14 protein-coding genes and 1 pseudogene are annotated in these 15,331 nt (G+C 71.8%); 13 read left to right on the top strand and 2 right to left on the bottom strand.

All coding sequences use genetic code 11. The annotated features are described in order from the left end of the window. Positions 1-95: 95 nt before the first annotated feature. A pseudogene (gene ligD, locus AB0C36_RS00795) lies at positions 96-974 on the bottom strand (non-homologous end-joining DNA ligase); the annotation flags it as partial. 81 nt (positions 975-1,055) lie between these two features. Here ligD and ku point away from each other — a divergent pair. Together ku and AB0C36_RS00785 are read left to right on the top strand one after the other, a co-directional pair. Next, positions 1,056-2,159 carry a non-homologous end joining protein Ku gene (gene ku / locus AB0C36_RS00790; protein ID WP_358347160.1) on the top strand — a complete coding sequence of 368 codons (1,104 nt, stop codon included), beginning with the start codon at positions 1,056-1,058 and terminating at the stop codon, positions 2,157-2,159. Positions 2,160-2,929: 770 nt separating this feature from the next. After that, entirely contained in the window at positions 2,930-3,667 is a 738-nt protein-coding gene (locus AB0C36_RS00785) for a LysM peptidoglycan-binding domain-containing protein (RefSeq protein ID WP_358347157.1), read from the top strand. Between the two features lie 288 nt (positions 3,668-3,955). Here the strand turns inward: AB0C36_RS00785 and AB0C36_RS00780 are convergent, their stop codons facing one another. After that, entirely contained in the window at positions 3,956-4,192 is a 237-nt protein-coding gene (locus AB0C36_RS00780) for a hypothetical protein (protein ID WP_358347155.1), read from the bottom strand. A gap of 213 nt (positions 4,193-4,405) precedes the next feature. Between AB0C36_RS00780 and AB0C36_RS00775 the strand changes: the two genes are divergently transcribed. From AB0C36_RS00775 to AB0C36_RS00725, 11 genes are all read left to right on the top strand, one after another. Beyond that, positions 4,406-5,497, top strand: a complete 1,092-nt coding sequence (locus tag AB0C36_RS00775) for a nitrilase-related carbon-nitrogen hydrolase (protein ID WP_358347152.1) — start codon at positions 4,406-4,408, stop codon at positions 5,495-5,497. Beyond that, positions 5,494-7,032, top strand: a complete 1,539-nt coding sequence (locus AB0C36_RS00770) for an aldehyde dehydrogenase family protein (protein WP_358347149.1) — start codon at positions 5,494-5,496, stop codon at positions 7,030-7,032. Before AB0C36_RS00775 ends, AB0C36_RS00770 begins: the two co-directional genes overlap by 4 nt. A 104-nt stretch (positions 7,033-7,136) precedes the next feature. Next, entirely contained in the window at positions 7,137-7,580 is a 444-nt protein-coding gene (locus tag AB0C36_RS00765; protein WP_358347147.1) for a DUF3598 family protein, read from the top strand. Between the two features lie 113 nt (positions 7,581-7,693). After that, positions 7,694-9,241 (top strand): vWA domain-containing protein, encoded by a 1,548-nt coding sequence (locus AB0C36_RS00760; RefSeq protein ID WP_358347144.1) that lies wholly within the window; start codon positions 7,694-7,696, stop codon positions 9,239-9,241. Positions 9,242-9,409: 168 nt separating this feature from the next. Beyond that, the gene (locus AB0C36_RS00755; RefSeq protein ID WP_358347141.1) at positions 9,410-10,450 is read left to right on the top strand and encodes an LLM class flavin-dependent oxidoreductase; all 1,041 of its coding nucleotides are present in this window, start codon (positions 9,410-9,412) and stop codon (positions 10,448-10,450) included. Continuing rightward, positions 10,447-10,620, top strand: coding sequence for a hypothetical protein (locus AB0C36_RS00750; RefSeq protein ID WP_358347138.1), 174 nt, complete (start codon positions 10,447-10,449; stop codon positions 10,618-10,620). The genes AB0C36_RS00755 and AB0C36_RS00750 overlap by 4 nt, the downstream gene beginning before the upstream one ends. Then, a complete protein-coding gene (locus AB0C36_RS00745; RefSeq protein ID WP_358347136.1) occupies positions 10,617-11,996 on the top strand; it encodes an MmgE/PrpD family protein in 1,380 nt (459 codons plus the stop codon). The genes AB0C36_RS00750 and AB0C36_RS00745 overlap by 4 nt, the downstream gene beginning before the upstream one ends. Then, positions 11,993-13,186, top strand: coding sequence for a Rid family hydrolase (locus tag AB0C36_RS00740; protein WP_358347133.1), 1,194 nt, complete (start codon positions 11,993-11,995; stop codon positions 13,184-13,186). Before AB0C36_RS00745 ends, AB0C36_RS00740 begins: the two co-directional genes overlap by 4 nt. Further along, complete coding sequence (locus tag AB0C36_RS00735; RefSeq protein ID WP_358347130.1) at positions 13,183-13,767, top strand: FAS1-like dehydratase domain-containing protein; 585 nt, start codon at positions 13,183-13,185, stop codon at positions 13,765-13,767. Before AB0C36_RS00740 ends, AB0C36_RS00735 begins: the two co-directional genes overlap by 4 nt. Then, a complete protein-coding gene (locus AB0C36_RS00730) occupies positions 13,764-14,183 on the top strand; it encodes a MaoC/PaaZ C-terminal domain-containing protein (protein ID WP_358347127.1) in 420 nt (139 codons plus the stop codon). Before AB0C36_RS00735 ends, AB0C36_RS00730 begins: the two co-directional genes overlap by 4 nt. Beyond that, positions 14,180-15,322 (top strand): acetyl-CoA acetyltransferase, encoded by a 1,143-nt coding sequence (locus tag AB0C36_RS00725; protein WP_358347124.1) that lies wholly within the window; start codon positions 14,180-14,182, stop codon positions 15,320-15,322. Before AB0C36_RS00730 ends, AB0C36_RS00725 begins: the two co-directional genes overlap by 4 nt. Positions 15,323-15,331 lie beyond the last annotated feature (9 nt).

The raw sequence follows: 15,331 nt of genomic DNA, 5'->3' as shown, positions 1-15,331 counted from the left end.
CGTGCGGGCGTACGCCTCGCCACCCCCGCCCGCCCACGCTCGTCAGACGCCCCCGAAGCCCCCGAAGCCCCCGATGCCCCCGCAGCCCCCGGCCCCGGGATGTTCCCCGCCCTCCGCGGGTTGAGCAACGGCGCCAGCAGGTCGCCGTGTTCGTCCATGCGGGCGGGCATGTCGTCGATGGTGAAGGAGAGTTCGGCGGCGTCCCCGGCGGCCTTCAACTCCTCCCAGGTGACCGGCGCCGAAACGGTCGGCGTCGGCCGGGCGCGCACTGTATAAGGGGAAGCAGTCGTCTTGGCGGCCGCGTTCTGCGAGAAGTCGACGAACACATGGCCCGGACGCTCCTTCTTCGCCATCGTCGTGACGACCAGCCCCGGGTGCGCGTCGGCGAGCTCCTGGGCCAGGCCCTTGGCGTACGCGGTCACCTGCGCGGACGGCGTCGGCGTGATGGGCACCAGCAGATGCAGCCCCTTGGAGCCGGAGGTCTTCGCGTACGCGGTCAGCCCGTCCGCCGCGAGCCGCTCGCGCAGCAGCAGCGCCGCGTCGCGGCAGGCCAGGATGTCGGCGGGCGCCCCCGGGTCGAGGTCGACGACGAGGCGGTCGGCCATCCCGGGCTCGTCCTCGCGCCACTGGGGGGTGTGCAGCTCGGCGACCAGGTTGGCCGCCCACACGAGGGTCGGCAGGTCCTGGACGACGACCTGGCGGATCGACTCCTTGGACTTGCTGGGCGTCTCCGTGGTGTGCACCCAGGTGGGTGTACCGGGCGGCAGGTGCTTGGTGACGAAGATCTGGCCGCCGGGCCCGTCCGGGTAGCGGACGAAGGAGACCGGCCGATCACGCAGGTGCGGCAGCAGCGCCGAGGCGACGGAGGTGTAGTAGTGCACCAGTTCGCCCTTGGTGGTGCCGGTCTCCGGATACAGGACCTTGTCGAGGTTCGACAGGCTGAGGCGGCGGCCCTCGACCAGGGTGATGGGCACGGTGACCTCCGCCGGGCAGCGCGACAAAGACGACAAATGGGATAATCAAGGCTACTCCCGGGACCGAGGAACGGAGCAGCCGTGCGTGCCATCTGGAAAGGGGCGATCAGCTTCGGGCTGGTGAGCATCCCCGTCAAAGTCGTCTCGGCCATCGGCAGCGAGCACTCTGTGAAGTTCCACCAGATGCACCAGTCCGACCAGGGCCGCGTCCGGTACCGCAAGGTGTGCGAGCTGGACGGCGAGGAGCTGAGCCAGGGCGACATCGTGCGCGGCTACACGGCGTCGGACGGGCGGGTCGCGGTGGTGACCGACGACGACCTGTCCGAGCTGCCGCTGCCGACCGCCCGGACCATCGAGGTCCACGGGTTCCTGGCCGCGGACGACGTCGACCCGCTGCGCCTCGGAAAGCCCTATTACCTGTCGCCGGACACGTCCGGGGCCAAGCCGTACGTCCTCATGCGCGAGGCCCTGCGCCGCTCCGAGAAGGCGGCGGTGGCGAAGCTGGCCATGCGCGGGCACGAGACCCTGGCCCTGGTACGCGTACAGGACGACGTGCTCGTGCTGCACCAGCTCTACTGGCCGGACGAGGTCAACTCCACCGAGGGCGTCGCCCCCACCGAGCGGGTCCGGGTCACGGACGCCGAACTCGACATGGCGGACACCCTCATCGGCGCCTTGGGCAGTGCGGACCTCGAGGAGTTCCACGACGAATACCAGGCGGCGGTCGAGGAGTTGGTGACCGCGAAGTTGGAGGGCGCCGAGCCGTCGGCGGAGCCGGAGTCGGCCGAGGACCGCGGCGGCGGCAAGGTCATCGACCTGATGGCGGCGCTGCGGCAGAGCGTCGAGGCGGCGCAGGGGTCGCGCAAGGCGCCGCGCTCGGAGCCGAGTTCGAAGCCGAGTGCGAAGGACGCGGACGCGAAGAAGACGGTGTCGAAGCGAGCCGCCGCCAAGACGGCGTCGTCGCGGTCCTCCGGTGCGAAGGCGAGCACGTCCACGTCCGGGGGTTCGGGGTCGGGTTCGGCGAAGAAGACGGCCGCCAAGTCGACGGCCAAGGGCAGCGGCAGCTCGACGGCCAAGTCGACCGCGAAGTCGGCGGCGAAGTCGACGGCCGGCTCGTCGGGCCGGAAGACGGCGAAGTCGGCGTCCAAGGCCCCTGCGCGGGGCGCCGCGAAGAAGACCGGGTGATCGTCCCTATATAGGGGAGACGTCGCCGCCGCGAAGATCGGCCATTCCTCGGAAAGTGTCGTGAGTCACAGATTCCGAGGGGCGTACGGAATCCTTCGCGCGGGATTGCGGAAGCCCGCGTTCCTGCATTCGTCTGATGAATCTGCGCAGCCCAGGACGGTAGTGCGCGGGCGCGCGGAATCATTAGTGCCTCTTTGTGAGAACAACAAGCGGCAGCAATGTGTGATGTCGGTCACGCGGCAATCACAACACGGACATAAACGGACTTTAGCGTCGTTCGCCGGGCCGCGTGCGGCACTCTGTCGGCGTGTCCGAACGAACACATACAGTCATACCATTGCGCAGGGTGAGTGATGCACTGCGCGCTGTCGATGTCCCACCCGCAAATCGGACGAATCGTGCCCCAGGTTTCACTTGCGCAAACTCGTGGCACGTAAAAACACGCTGCCGACTGCTTCGGAAAAACGCGGGCTGACCTGCATAAACATCGGAGGAGGTTGATTACGACCCGATAACCTGCTTATGGTCTCGGCCATGTGCAAATCGCACCCTGTGGGTTCCCGGCTCGCTCGTTGACGCCGGGATCCGCGCCTGGGAGGGACGCGGAACCAGCGATTGCCGGAACGTGCTCGCCGCAAGGTGGGGACGCGCCGGCACCCCCGGTGCGGCAGCGGTCTTCGGACCGCGGCCGTCGTATCGCCCCACGGGAATTCCGAGAGGAATGTATGTCTCTCCGTCACGCTTTCCGTAGCGACAACACCCACCGCGGCATGGGACGCACCCAGCGCCGCATGCGCACCGCCGTCGTCGCCGGTGCCGTGGTCGCCGCCCCCCTCGTGGGCGTCGCGACCGCCGGTTCCGCCTCGGCCGCGAGTGTCAGCACGTGGGACAAGGTCGCCCAGTGTGAGAGTGGTGGCAACTGGTCCATCAACACGGGCAACGGCTACTACGGTGGCCTGCAGTTCTCGGCGAGCACCTGGCGCGCGTACGGCGGCTCCGGCATGGCGCATCAGGCGTCCAAGGCCGAGCAGATCCGCATCGCCGAGAAGGTTCTCGCGGGGCAGGGCCCGGGTGCATGGCCGGTGTGCAGCAAGAAGGCCGGTCTGACCAAGGGTGGTGGCAGCCCGGACCTCTCCGGCACGTCCAACACCAAGCCGACGACCAAGACCGCGCCGAAGACGCCGACGAAGCCCTCGACGCAGCAGGCGCCGAGCAAGCCGTCGACCAAGACGCCGACCAAGACGCCGACCAAGCCGTCGACCCCGACCAAGCCGGCGACCAAGCCGACCACGGTCGCGCCGCAGAGCGTGCCGGTCCAGGCCCCCGCGAAGCCGTCCGCGGCGCCGGCGGCCGGTGAGTACCTCGTGCAGTCCGGTGACACCCTGAGCCAGATCGCCGCGGCCCACGACGTCGCGGGCGGCTGGCAGGCGCTGTACACCAAGAACCAGACCGTCGTGGGCGCCAACCCGGACCTGATCTTCCCGGGCCAGAAGCTCGCCCTGCGCTGACCGCCGACCTGGACCGGCCCGGATTCGGCGGGCTCCGGGCCGACCGGCATCGCGACCGGTAGTCCGGTCACCAGTTGCCGGTCACGGGAGATGCGTGACGCGTGTCGCTGCGACCTGGCGGCGAACCGAGGCAAACCGAAGGGCCCCGCACCGACTTCCGGTGCGGGGCCCTTCGGGCTGTCCTGCTGTCCTGCCGACCCAGCTTCCTGTCGGCCGGCTTCCTGCCGTCCCAGCGTCCTTGCCGTCCTGCGTCCGGGGCGTCCCGGCGGAGGGGGAACGGGGAGCGGTTCAGCGGCCCTTGTGTCCTCCCGCGGGCAGCGGGCGGTCGGCGGCGTTGCCGCAGACGCGCTCGATCCGGCGCGCTATGTCGCCGGCCCGCTCCAGGAGAAGGCGCGCACGCTCGTGGTCCCGCTCGCGCCACTCCAGCGCGTCGTGACCGTTCGGAGTGCCGTGCGCGTCACGCGACGGCGGCCCGTCCGACCCCTCGGGGCCGGGTCCGCCACGCGCTGGACCGTTCTCGCTCATGTTCGGTCGGTTTCCACATCCTTGGGAGAGTCATTCGTCTTCTGATGGATGTCATGCGTGATATCGATCACGTCACTGATCGTCAGGAATCGTCACCGCCCCGGATGTTGCCCCGCGTGGCGGGGAACGGTCTCGTGTACAGGGGCAGTTGCCGCTGGTAGATTCCGGCTTGCGAAACGGTGTTCCGTAAATCCAGAGGTTCCCGGGGGCGCGATGGAGACGCACGGCGGCGACATCCGCCGCGACACCGGCGACGACGACACCGGCGGCGTGCCGGGTGGTCCGCACTACCGGGCCCTGGCACTGCAATCGCGCTGCGACGCGGTCAACGCGCTGGCCCCCGACGAGGCGCGCGCGGCGATCTCCCGGGGCATCGCGCGGGTACGCGCCGAGACGGCGGCAAGCGTCGCGTTCATAGGCCCCGACGTACGCCTCGTCGTATTACCCGAGTACCTGTTCACCGGCTTCCCCATGGGCGACGCCGTCCCCGCCTGGGCCGCCAAGGCCGCACTCGACCCGGACGGCCCGGAGTACGAGGCATTGGGCGCGATCGCGCGCGACCTCCGCGTGCACCTGGCCGGCAACGCGTACGAGACCGATCCGCACTTCCCCGGCCTCTACTTCCAGGCGTGCTTCCTCATTGCGCCGTCCGGCGACGTCGTGTTGCGCTACCGCCGCCTGCACTCGATGTTCGCGCCCACGCCGTACGACGTGTGGGACCGCTACCTCGACGTCCACGGCATCGACGCCGTCCTGCCGGTGGCCCGCACCGAGCTGGGCAACCTGGCCGCGATCGCGTCCGAGGAGATCCTCTACCCGGAACTCACCCGCGCACTCGTCCTGCGCGGGGCGGAAGTCCTGTGCCACAGCACCTCGGAGGCCGGCAGCCCGCGGCCGACCGCCAAGGCCGTCGCACGGCTCGCGCGAGCGTCGGAGAACCTCGCGTACGTCGTCTCGGCGAACACCGCGGGGATCACCGGCACCGCGATCCCCGGCGCGTCCACCGACGCGATGTCGCAGATCGTCGACTTCAACGGAATCGTGCTCGCCGAGGCCGGTCCCGGCGAGAGCATGGTGGCCAACGCCGAACTCGACCTCGCGGCACTGCGGCGGGCCCGCCGACGGCCGGGCATGGGCAACCTGCTGGCCCGCGGCAAACCGGGCCTGTGGGCGGAGGAATTCGCGCGCGCCGAGGGCGAGCGGCCCAACGGCCTCGCGGAGGGCACGCCTCCGGACCGCGCGTGGTTCGCGCGTCGGCAGGCCGAGACGCTGGAACGCCTTGTGAAGGCGGGAGTGATCACATGACCGGCAGCCCGGCCAACAGTCCCAAGGGCAGCGCCGCCCGCGGTTCCGCCGCCGGGTTCGCCCGCGACGCGGAGTTGCGCGTACGGAACCCGCGTACGGGCCAGGACGAGCGCGCACTGTGCCCGCCCACCCCCGAGGGCCTGGACGCCGAAGTCGCCCGCCTGCGGGCCGCCCAGCCCGCATGGGAGGCATTGGGCCCCGCCGGCCGTGCCGACGCGCTCCGCCGCTGGTCCCGCGAAATCGCGGCACGGCAGGACGACATGGTGGCCGCGTTGCTGCACGACACCGGACGCCGCACCGAGTCCGTCATGGAGGTCCAGGTCCTGCTGAGCGGCATCGCCCGCTGGACCGCCGCGATCACCGACCACGACTCGCCCATCGGCACCGGCATCGGCACGGGCCGGGGCACGGGCAGCGTCGTCGGCGACGGCGACACGACGACCTCCCTCCCCTGGATCGCGGTACGTTCCGGCGCCCGCCCGTACCCCCTCGTCGGCGTCATCAGCCCGTGGAACTTCCCGCTCCTGCTCGGCACGATCGACCTGCTCCCCGCGCTGGCCGCGGGCTGCGCGGCGGTCGTCAAGCCCAGCGAGGTCACCCCGCGGTTCCTCGGGCCGCTGCGGCGCACTCTCGACGCCGTCCCGGAACTCGCCGCCGTCGTCGGCCTGGTCGAGGGCGGCCCCGAGGTGGGCGCGGCCCTGGTCGACCGGGTCGACGCGGTGTGCTTCACCGGATCGGTGCCGACCGGCCGTGCGGTCGCGGAGCAGGCCGCCCGCGCGTTCATCCCCGCCTACCTCGAACTCGGCGGCAAGGACCCGGCGATCGTCATGCAGGGTGCCGACCTCGCCCGGGCGGCCTCGGCGGTCCTGTGGGGCGCGACCGCGAACACCGGGCAGTCGTGCCTGTCGATCGAACGCGTCTACGTGCACCGCAAGGTCTTCGACGAGTTCACCGGCCTGCTGTCCGACCGCGCGGCCAAGGTGGGCCTCGCGTGGCCGGACCTGGACAGCGGCCAACTCGGCCCGATCATCGACCCCGCGCAGGCGGAGGTGGTCCGCGCGCATCTCGACGACGCGTACGCCCAGGGCGCGGTCGCGTTGACCGGCGGTGAGGTCGAGGAGTTGGGCGGCGGTCTGTGGTGTCGGCCGACTGTGCTCACCGCCGTGCACCATGGGATGCGCGTGATGACCGAGGAGACGTTCGGGCCGGTCATACCGCTGATGCCGTTCCACGACGCGGACGACGCGGTCCGGCTGGCCGACGACTCGCAGTACGGCCTGTCCGCCGCCGTGTTCGCCGCCGACGAGGAATCTGCCCTTGCCGTCGCCCGCCGCCTGCGTTCCGGCGCGGTCAGCATCAACGACGCGGGCCTGACGGCGTTCGTCCACGAAGGCGAGAAGCAGTCGTTCGGCTTCTCCGGCCTCGGCGCGTCGCGCATGGGGGCGGCGTCGATCCGCCGGTTCCTGCGCCGCCAGGCGTTCCTGGTCAACCGCGGCCCGGTCGACGACCCGTGGTGGTGGGACACCGACGACTGAGCACGCACGTACTGGCACGCACGTACTGGCGCACCGACGCCTTGGCGCACTGACGTCCTGGCGCACCGACGCGCCTGGCCACTGTCGACAACGAGAGGGTACGGATGTCCATCAAGGACGAGATGCCGCTGCTCGCCCGCCACGAGGGTGAGTGGGAAGGCGAGTACATCTGGGTCGACGCCGAAGGCAACGTGACCGACCGGCACGCGACGCACCTCGCCTGCACGTTCCCGGCGGACGGCGAATGGCCGTACTACCAGGTGAACACGTACACCTGGCCCGACGGCCGGACGGAGGTCAACCACTTTCCGGCCGCCTACAAGGACCGCAACATCTGGTTCGACACCGACCGCATCAACGGCCGGGCCTGGGAGGTCGACGAGCGCACGATCTGCCTGACCTGGACGCGCAAGGACGACCCCAACGGGTTCTTCTACGAGATGATCCAACTCGACGAAACCGGGACGAAGCGCTCGCGCGTATGGCAGTGGTTTGAGGACGGCGTCTGCACCAAGCGCACGCTCATCAACGAGCGCCGGGTCTCCTGACGGCCCGTCATGTCCGGTCCGACAGCCCGTCACCGCCGATTCGGCTTCATCCGGACGTCTGAATTCCGGACCCTGGCGGCGGCAGAGGCCCCAAGGCGGTAACACTTCTGTCCATGACGACCCTCATCGCCGGTGCCAACGTTCCCGTCCCCGCGGGGGACCTCACCCTCGTGGTCCGCTGGGCCGCGGGCGCGCACGGCTACGGCGGCTCCGCCGTGGACGCCTCCGCGCTCCTCGTCACCGCGGCCGGACGCGTGCGCTCCGACGACGACTTCGTCTTCTACAACCAGCCGCAGGCGGCGGGCGGTGCCGTGGCCCACCACGTCGGACGGGCGGGCACGGAGTACCTCGCGGTACGCCCCGCCGACCTCCCGGACACCATCGACCGCGTCGTGGTGGCGGCCTCGGTGCACGCGGGGACGTTCGGCTCGGTCACCGGACTCGCCCTCGACCTGGTGGACGCGTCGGGCACGCAGCTCGCGACGTACCCGGTCGAGGCCCGCGGCACCGAGACGGTGCTCGTGCTCGGCGAGATCTACCGCCGCCAGGGCGGCTGGAAGCTGCGGGCCATCGGACAGGGCTACGACTCGGGCCTGGCCGGTCTCGCGTCGGACTACGGCGTGACGATCGCCGAGGACGACGCCGACGCGGCAGCACAGCAGGCCGCCCCGGTACCCGCGCCTGCCCCCGCCCCCGTTCCGGCTCCGACTCCGGCTCCAGCCCCCGCGTTCGGGGTGCCGGCGCCCGCGGCGCCCGGCTTCCACGTTCCCCCGGCCGCGGCCCCGCCCGCCCAGCCGACCGCGCCTCCGGGGGTGCTGCCGGTCACGCCGCCCGCGCCCGCGGGCGGCTGGGTCGCGCCCGCGTACGCCGACGACACGACCATGCGCCTGCCGAACCCGGCGACCGACCCGGACACGGCCGGACTGCCGCCCACGATGGGCTCGTTGGTGTCGCTCCGCAAGGAGACGGTGCGCGTCACGCTGGAGAAGAAGGGCATCACCGGCGTCCGGGCGCGGGTCGCGGTGGTGCTGGACCGGTCGGGCTCGATGCGGCAGTTGTACGGCGGCGGCACGGTCGGCCGCCTCATGGAGCGCATGGCGCCGGTGGCCGCCAAGCTCGACGTCGACGGCGCCCTCGACGCGTGGATCTTCGCCGACGACTTCGCGCGGCTGCCGTCGCTGCGGCTGCCGGACCTGGCCCGCTGGATCGACGCCAACGTCTACATCTCGTCGCGGCACGGCCAGTTGCCGCCGCTGCCGGGCGGCGGCGAGCGCTACCCGGACCACCTGTCCGGGGTGCGCGGCGGCAACAACGAGCCGCTGGTCATCCGCGACATCATGGACTTCTACTCGGCGCAGCCCGGCGACCCCGTGCTGGTGATCTTCTACTCGGACGGCGGCGTCAACCGCAGCCGCCAGATCTCCGAGCTGCTGACCCGGGCCGCACACCTCCCGATCTTCTGGCAGTTCGTCGGCCTCGGCCGCGCCGAGTACGGCATCTTGGAGCGCTTCGACACGATGCCCGGCCGCATCGTCGACAACGCGGGCTTCTTCCGCGTCGACGACTTCGACGCGGTGAGCGACGCGGAGCTGTACGACCGCCTGCTCGGCGAGTTCCCGCAGTGGCTCGCCGCCGCACGTGCCCAGGGCATCGTGCGGTGATCCTCCGCCCGACTGGGTAGAACCCGAAACGGAACGGCGAAGACCGGGGCGGTACCGGGGTCCGCGGTACACGGGCGGCGGCACCGGGACCCGTCCCGGGCACAACTGAAACCGTGGGCCGCTCCGCGCCACAAGGTGACTCCCGCTCGCACGACGGAGGTTCGTCCGGTGACCCGGCTGCGCATCACGTACGGCCCCTGGGGCGAGACCCTGGGCGAACTGCGCGATGCCGCCGCGGCCGCCGAGGACGCCGGTGCGAAAGTCCTGTGGGTGCCCGAACTGCACCGCAGCGCGACCATCGCCGCCGCGGCGATCGCCGAGGCCACCGACACCGCGCACATCGGCACCGGGATCGCCCTGGCGTTCGCCCGCTCGCCGACGACCACCGCGCTGGAGGCGCTCGACCTCGACGAACTCACCGACGGGCGCTTCATCCTCGGACTCGGCAGCGGCGTGCGGCGGCTCAACGAGGACTGGCACGGCGTCGACTTCGAGCACCCGGTGCGGCGCCTGGCCGAGACGGTCGCGTGCATCCGCGCGTTCACCGAGCAGTGCACGACAGGGGAACCGATCCATGCCGGCGGGGACTTGGCACGGCTGCGCATCCGCGGGTACCAGCGCCCGTTCCCGGTACGCCGCCCGCGCATCCCCGTCTACCTGGCGGGCGTCGGTCCCGCGATGACCCGCTGCGCCGCGCGCGTCGGCGACGGCTGGATCTCCCACGAACTGTGCTCGCCCGCGTATCTCAAGGACCGCCTGCTGCCGCGCGTCGACGAGGGGCTGCGGCAGAGCGGGCGCGAGCGCGCGGACTTCGACGTCGTGGTGTCGGCCTGCTGCTCGATCGACCGGGACCGGGACACCGCCCGCGGTCGTGCGGCGGGGCTGGTGGGGTTCTACGCGTCGGTGCGGACGTACGCAGACCTGTTCGACTTCCACGGCCTCGGCGCCGAACAGGCCGCGGTCGTGGACCGGTTCCGGGCGGGGGCCGGCGCCGACGGGCTCGCCGGCGCGGTGCCCGCCCGCATGACCGACGCCCTGACGCTCACCGGGCCTCTGGCCGAGGTGCGCGACCGGGTGCTCGCGTACGAGGGCCTCGCCGACACGGTCAAGTTGACCCCGCCGACCCACGGTCTGTCCGCACCGGAGATCCGCGCCGCCCAGGAACGCGTCATCGCCCTGATCGCCGAACTGTCCCGGGAGTGCTCATGAACGCGGCTCGGCCGCAGGAGAACGCCGCGGCCTTGCCGCGGCACAGCAGTGCGGCCGTGCCGCCCGAGAACGCCCGCACGGGCACGGGCGGACGAGACCCGCACACCTTCGCCGCGCCGGTCGCCGGACCGGTCGCCGGACCCGTTGCCGTCGCGGAGGTGGCGGCGTGACCACCGCGACGCACCTCACGCTGTGGGCACTGGGACTCGGCGAGGACAACACGCCCGACGAGGTACGCGACGCCGCGTGCCGCGAACTCCTCGACGGCGTCGGCACCGCCATCGCCGCCGTCCGGCTGGGCGCGGCGGAACCCGCGCTCGCCGTCGCCACCGCGCTCGGCGGACCGCGCAAGGCCTCCGTCATCGGTTCCTCCGGCCCGCGTATCTCCGCGCCGGCGGCCGCGCTCGCCAACGGCACGCTGGTGCACGCCCTGGACTTCGACGACACGCACGCCGGCGGCCTCGTACACGCCACCGCACCGGTGCTGCCTGCGGCGTTCGCGGTCGGCCAGGAGATGCGTTCCTCGGGCTCGGAGGTGCTGCTCGCGGCCGTCGCCGGGATGGAGACGGTCTGCCGCATCGCGGCGGCGGTGCCCCATGTGTTCCACGCGCGCGGGCTGCACGCGACCGGCGTCGCCGGGGTGTTCGCCGCCGCGCTGACGAGCGCGCGGCTCATGCGACTGGACGTGCGTCGCACCGTGAACGCGCTCGGTATCGCGGGGAGTTCGGCGGGCGGACTGCTGGAGTTCCTGAACACGGGAGCGTCCACCAAGCAACTGCACCCCGGCATGGCGGCATCCAACGGCATCCTCGCGGCGAAGCTCGCGGCAGCCGGTGCCAGCGGCCCGGAATCGGTGTTCGAGGGGGAGTTCGGCCTGTACCGGGCACTGACCGACCGCACGGTGCAGCAGCACCACGTCCTCGGCGGGCTCGGCGAACGCTGGGAACTGCTGGGCATCACGCCCAAGCCGTACCCGTGCTGCCAGCTCATCCACGCGACGCTCAACGCGGGCGAGCGCGTAGTGACGCAGATGGCCGCGGCAGGTGTCACCGCGGCCGACATCGAGACCATCAAGGTCACCGTGCCCAAGGAGACGATGGCGCTGGTGTGCGCGCCGGACAAAGCGTTCCCCCGGACCGTCTACGAGGCGAAGTTCTCGCTCGCCTGGACGCTCGCCGCCATGCTGACGGACGGCTCGGTCGGCGTGGACACGTACTCGGAGGGCTGTACGCGCCGCTCGCAACTGAGCGTGCTGGCCCAGCGCGTCCGGTTCGCCCACACCCGCGGCAGCGGGCCGGCCGCGAGCGAGCCGGGGCGGCTGACCGTGCGCTTCAGGAGCGGCCGCCAATTGCGCGTCGAGGAGCCGGCGACGACATCGATCTCCGAGGACACCCTCATGGCGAAGTTCCACGCGAACGTCGGCGGTATGACCGCCGACTCCGAGCAACTGGCCGCGCAACTCCGCTCGTTGGGTACGGTACGCGCCCTCGGACCGCTCCTCGACCTCACCGCCAAGGTCGTGGCCGGGAAGGAGACCGTGCGATGACCTACGAGGCCGTCCGCCCCGCGGAGTTCCCCTGGTTCCGCTACGACGGTTACACCTTTTCGCTCGGCCTGGCGCGCACGCTGCCGGACGGGCGTACCGAGGCGGTGCTGTCCGGGCACTCCGCGTCCGAGTACGACCCGGGAGCGGGCCGCATCGTCGTCAAGGGCGGCATGAAGGACCAGGTGCGGACCGCGTACGCGAAGATCGCCGCCATCCTCGGCGCGGTCGGCCTCGGGTTCGCCGACGTCACGCGCGTCGTGGAGAACTTCACCGCCGCGGGTCTCGCCGACTACGTCGAGGCCGAGGCGGTACGCCGCGAGGTCTTCGGCGAGCACCTGCCGCCCGCGTCGACCGTGGTGGTGGATGCCCTGCTGCGCCGGGACGCGCTCGTGGAGATCGAGGTGCGTGCGGTGACCGGCGGGGGCGGCGCCACGCCGATAGCCGACCGGATACTGCGAGTCTCGCCCGAGGGGGAGGTCTACGTGCCGACCGCGCCGCCGCTCGGCCCGTCCGGCGAGAAACCCGTGGACCAGTACCGGCGGTGCGTCGAGACCGCAGCCGACTGGCTGGGCAAGGCGGGCCTCGGGCTCGGATCGGTGGTCGCGGTCCGCGAGAACATCTCGCCGGACGTGCTGCCCGGCGAGGTCGACGAGATGCGGCGCATGCGGCGCGAACTCCTGGGTCCGGACGGCCTCCCGCCCGCGTCGTCGACGGTCGTCGTGGCCGGGCTTGCCGGCCACGCGCAAGTCACCCTCGACATCGTCGCCTCGGTGCACTCGCCACGCGCCGTCTTCCCCGACGGCTGGGGCCACTTGCGGGATATGGGCTGGACCCCGGCGATCCGCGCGGGCGGCATGCTCTTCCTGTCCGGCTTGGACGGCCGCGACCCGGGGACGGGCGAGGCCGCCCCCGCGGACGACGTCGTCGCGCAGGCCGAGGCGGCCTATCAGGCGGTGCGCACGGTGCTTGCGGCCGAAGGGCTCGGGCCGGAGGCGTTGTGCGAGACGGTCGAGTACGTCACCGCTGCCGGGCTTCCGGCCTACCGGGGCGTCGCGGGAGTACGCGAACGCATGCTGCGCGACGGAACCGGCCGGGACCCCGTGTGGCCCGCGTCCACCGGCCTGGTCTGTGCGGAACTGCCTCGACCCGGAGCGCAGTTCCTGGTGCTCCCGACGGCGGTGGCGGGGTGAGCCTGCCGGTCGCGGAGCTGCGGGCGATGGTGGGGCGTACCGCGACGTACACGGCACCGGAGGAACTGGGCCGGGCGGCGATCCGGATGTTCGCGGTCGCGGTGGGGGACACGAACCCGCTCTACACCGACCGGGAGTTCGCACGGGCGTGGGGCTACGACGACGTGGTGGCGCCGCCGACGCTGCTGTGCGAGACGAACCAGTACGCCGGGCTTCCGGCGGACGCGGACGGGTACGCGGGCCACACGTGGGGCATCGATATTCCGGGTACGCGCAAGGTGCGTGGCGGGAACGCGTACACGTTCCACAAGGCTGTGCATCCCGACGATGTGGTGACGGCATGTTGGACGCTCACGGATGTTGCGGAGCGGCGCATGTCGTCGGGGCTCGCGATGGTGATCGTGTCGTCGGTGGCCACTTACTCGAATCAGCGCGGCGAACTCCTGGTGACGAACGAGGAGACGGTCATCTGGACCGAACTCCCCGGCCCGAAAAAGGCTGCGAGAAACTCCGCGACGACCGGGTCCGCGACGAGTGGCTCCGCGACGACCGGGTCCGGGACGACGAAGGCCGCGACGTGAGCGGTCCGTCGATCGTCGTGGGCAGCGTGATGCCGCCCCTGGAGCGCGTGATCGACCGGGTGGCGATGGTCGCGTACGCGGGTGCCACGTGGGACTGGCACCGCATGCACCACGACGACACGTACGCCGCCGAGCACGGGCTGCCCGGTCCGATGGTCGACGGCCAGGTGCTCGGCGCCCTGCTCGCCGCGCAACTCCAGGACTGGACGGGCCCCTCGGCCCGCATCACGAGCCTGCACTTCAGATTCCGCAGTCCGGTCTTCGCGGGCGAACGCGTGCGCTGCACCGGACGGGTGACCGCGGTGGAAGGGGAACTGGTGGCGGTGCAACAGGAAGTCGTGGTCGTCGGGCCGGACGCACGGGTGGCGGTGTCCCCGGCCGGGGCCACCCTGGAGTTGCGGCGGGGGCGGCCATGACGGTGGCCGTCGTCGGCGTCGCCGAGTCCGACCTCGGGTCGACGGGGCTGTCCGTGCTGGGGCTCCAGACGCAGGGCATCACCCGCGCGCTCGCCGACGCGGGCGTCGCGCTCGCGGAGGTCGACGGGCTCGCGACAGCGGGTGTCGCACGGTTCTCCGCGACGCAGCTGGCCGAGTATCTGGGGCTGCAACCCGCCTGGACGGACTCGACGTTCGCGGGTGGCAGCGCGTTCGAGATGTACGTCGCGCGGGCGGTGCAGGCGATCGAGGCCGGGCAGTGTTCGACCGTCGTCGTGTCGTACGGGTCGAACCAGCGCTCGGCACGGTCACGCAGCCTCGGCGGGAACATCGACGCGCACGTGCCCGAGGCGCAGTTCGAGACGCCGTACGCGCCGCTCTATCCGATCTCGTACTACGCGATGGTCGCGCAGAAGTACCTGCACGCGTACGGCGCCAAGCCCGACTGCCTCGCCGAGGTCGCGGTCGCCGCCCGTGCGTGGGCGCTGCTCAACCCTGCCGCGTTCCGGTACGGCGCCGGCCCGCTGACGATCGACGACGTGCTCGCGGCGCCCCGGGTCTCGTCGCCGCTCGGCACGCTGGACTGCTGCCTGGTGACGGACGGCGGGGGCGCCCTGGTGCTGACGTCCCTGGAGCGGGCCCGTGACCTGCGCCGCGATCCGGTCGTGGTGCTCGGTTACGGGGAGTCCACCACCAACTCGGGCATGGGGGCTGTGGATAACTTGCTGCGGCCGGGGTCGTTCGACTCGGCGGCGCGGGCGTACCGCATGGCCGGGCTGGGACCGGCCGACGTCGACGTCGCGGAGGTCTACGACTCGTTCACGATCACCGCGCTGCTGAGCCTGGAGGCGCTGGGCTTCTGCGGTCCGGGCGAGGGGCCGGATTTCGTCGCGGACGGCCGGCTGCGGCCCGGCGGGGCGCTCCCGTTCAACACGAACGGCGGCGGTCTTTCCTACCACCATCCGGGCATGTACGGGCTGTTGTTGCTGGTGGAAGCGGTGCGGCAGCTCCGCGGCGAGTGCGGGGACCGCCAAGTGGCGGATCCTTCGGTGGCCCTGGCGCATGGCACCGGCGGCATTTTCTCGACTCATGCCACAGTGCTCTTGGGCCGGGACGGATGAGGCGGGTGG

This window comes from Streptodolium elevatio, assembly GCF_040649515.1.
Classification (GTDB): Bacteria; Actinomycetota; Actinomycetes; order Streptomycetales; family Streptomycetaceae; genus Yinghuangia; species Yinghuangia elevatio.
This window is presented reverse-complemented; position numbering and strand designations above follow the sequence as displayed.

What these genes read in the sequence shown, in the direction of transcription:
- AB0C36_RS00785 (WP_358347157.1), top strand. Translation starts at nt 2,930, where the DNA reads ATGGGACGCACCCAGCGCCGCATGCGCACCGCCGTCGTCGCCGGTGCC.
- AB0C36_RS00780 (WP_358347155.1), bottom strand. Translation starts at nt 4,192, where the DNA reads ATGAGCGAGAACGGTCCAGCGCGTGGCGGACCCGGCCCCGAGGGGTCG.
- AB0C36_RS00775 (WP_358347152.1), top strand. Translation starts at nt 4,406, where the DNA reads ATGGAGACGCACGGCGGCGACATCCGCCGCGACACCGGCGACGACGAC.
- AB0C36_RS00770 (WP_358347149.1), top strand. Translation starts at nt 5,494, where the DNA reads ATGACCGGCAGCCCGGCCAACAGTCCCAAGGGCAGCGCCGCCCGCGGT.
- AB0C36_RS00765 (WP_358347147.1), top strand. Translation starts at nt 7,137, where the DNA reads ATGTCCATCAAGGACGAGATGCCGCTGCTCGCCCGCCACGAGGGTGAG.
- AB0C36_RS00760 (WP_358347144.1), top strand. Translation starts at nt 7,694, where the DNA reads ATGACGACCCTCATCGCCGGTGCCAACGTTCCCGTCCCCGCGGGGGAC.
- AB0C36_RS00750 (WP_358347138.1), top strand. Translation starts at nt 10,447, where the DNA reads ATGAACGCGGCTCGGCCGCAGGAGAACGCCGCGGCCTTGCCGCGGCAC.
- AB0C36_RS00740 (WP_358347133.1), top strand. Translation starts at nt 11,993, where the DNA reads ATGACCTACGAGGCCGTCCGCCCCGCGGAGTTCCCCTGGTTCCGCTAC.
- AB0C36_RS00725 (WP_358347124.1), top strand. Translation starts at nt 14,180, where the DNA reads ATGACGGTGGCCGTCGTCGGCGTCGCCGAGTCCGACCTCGGGTCGACG.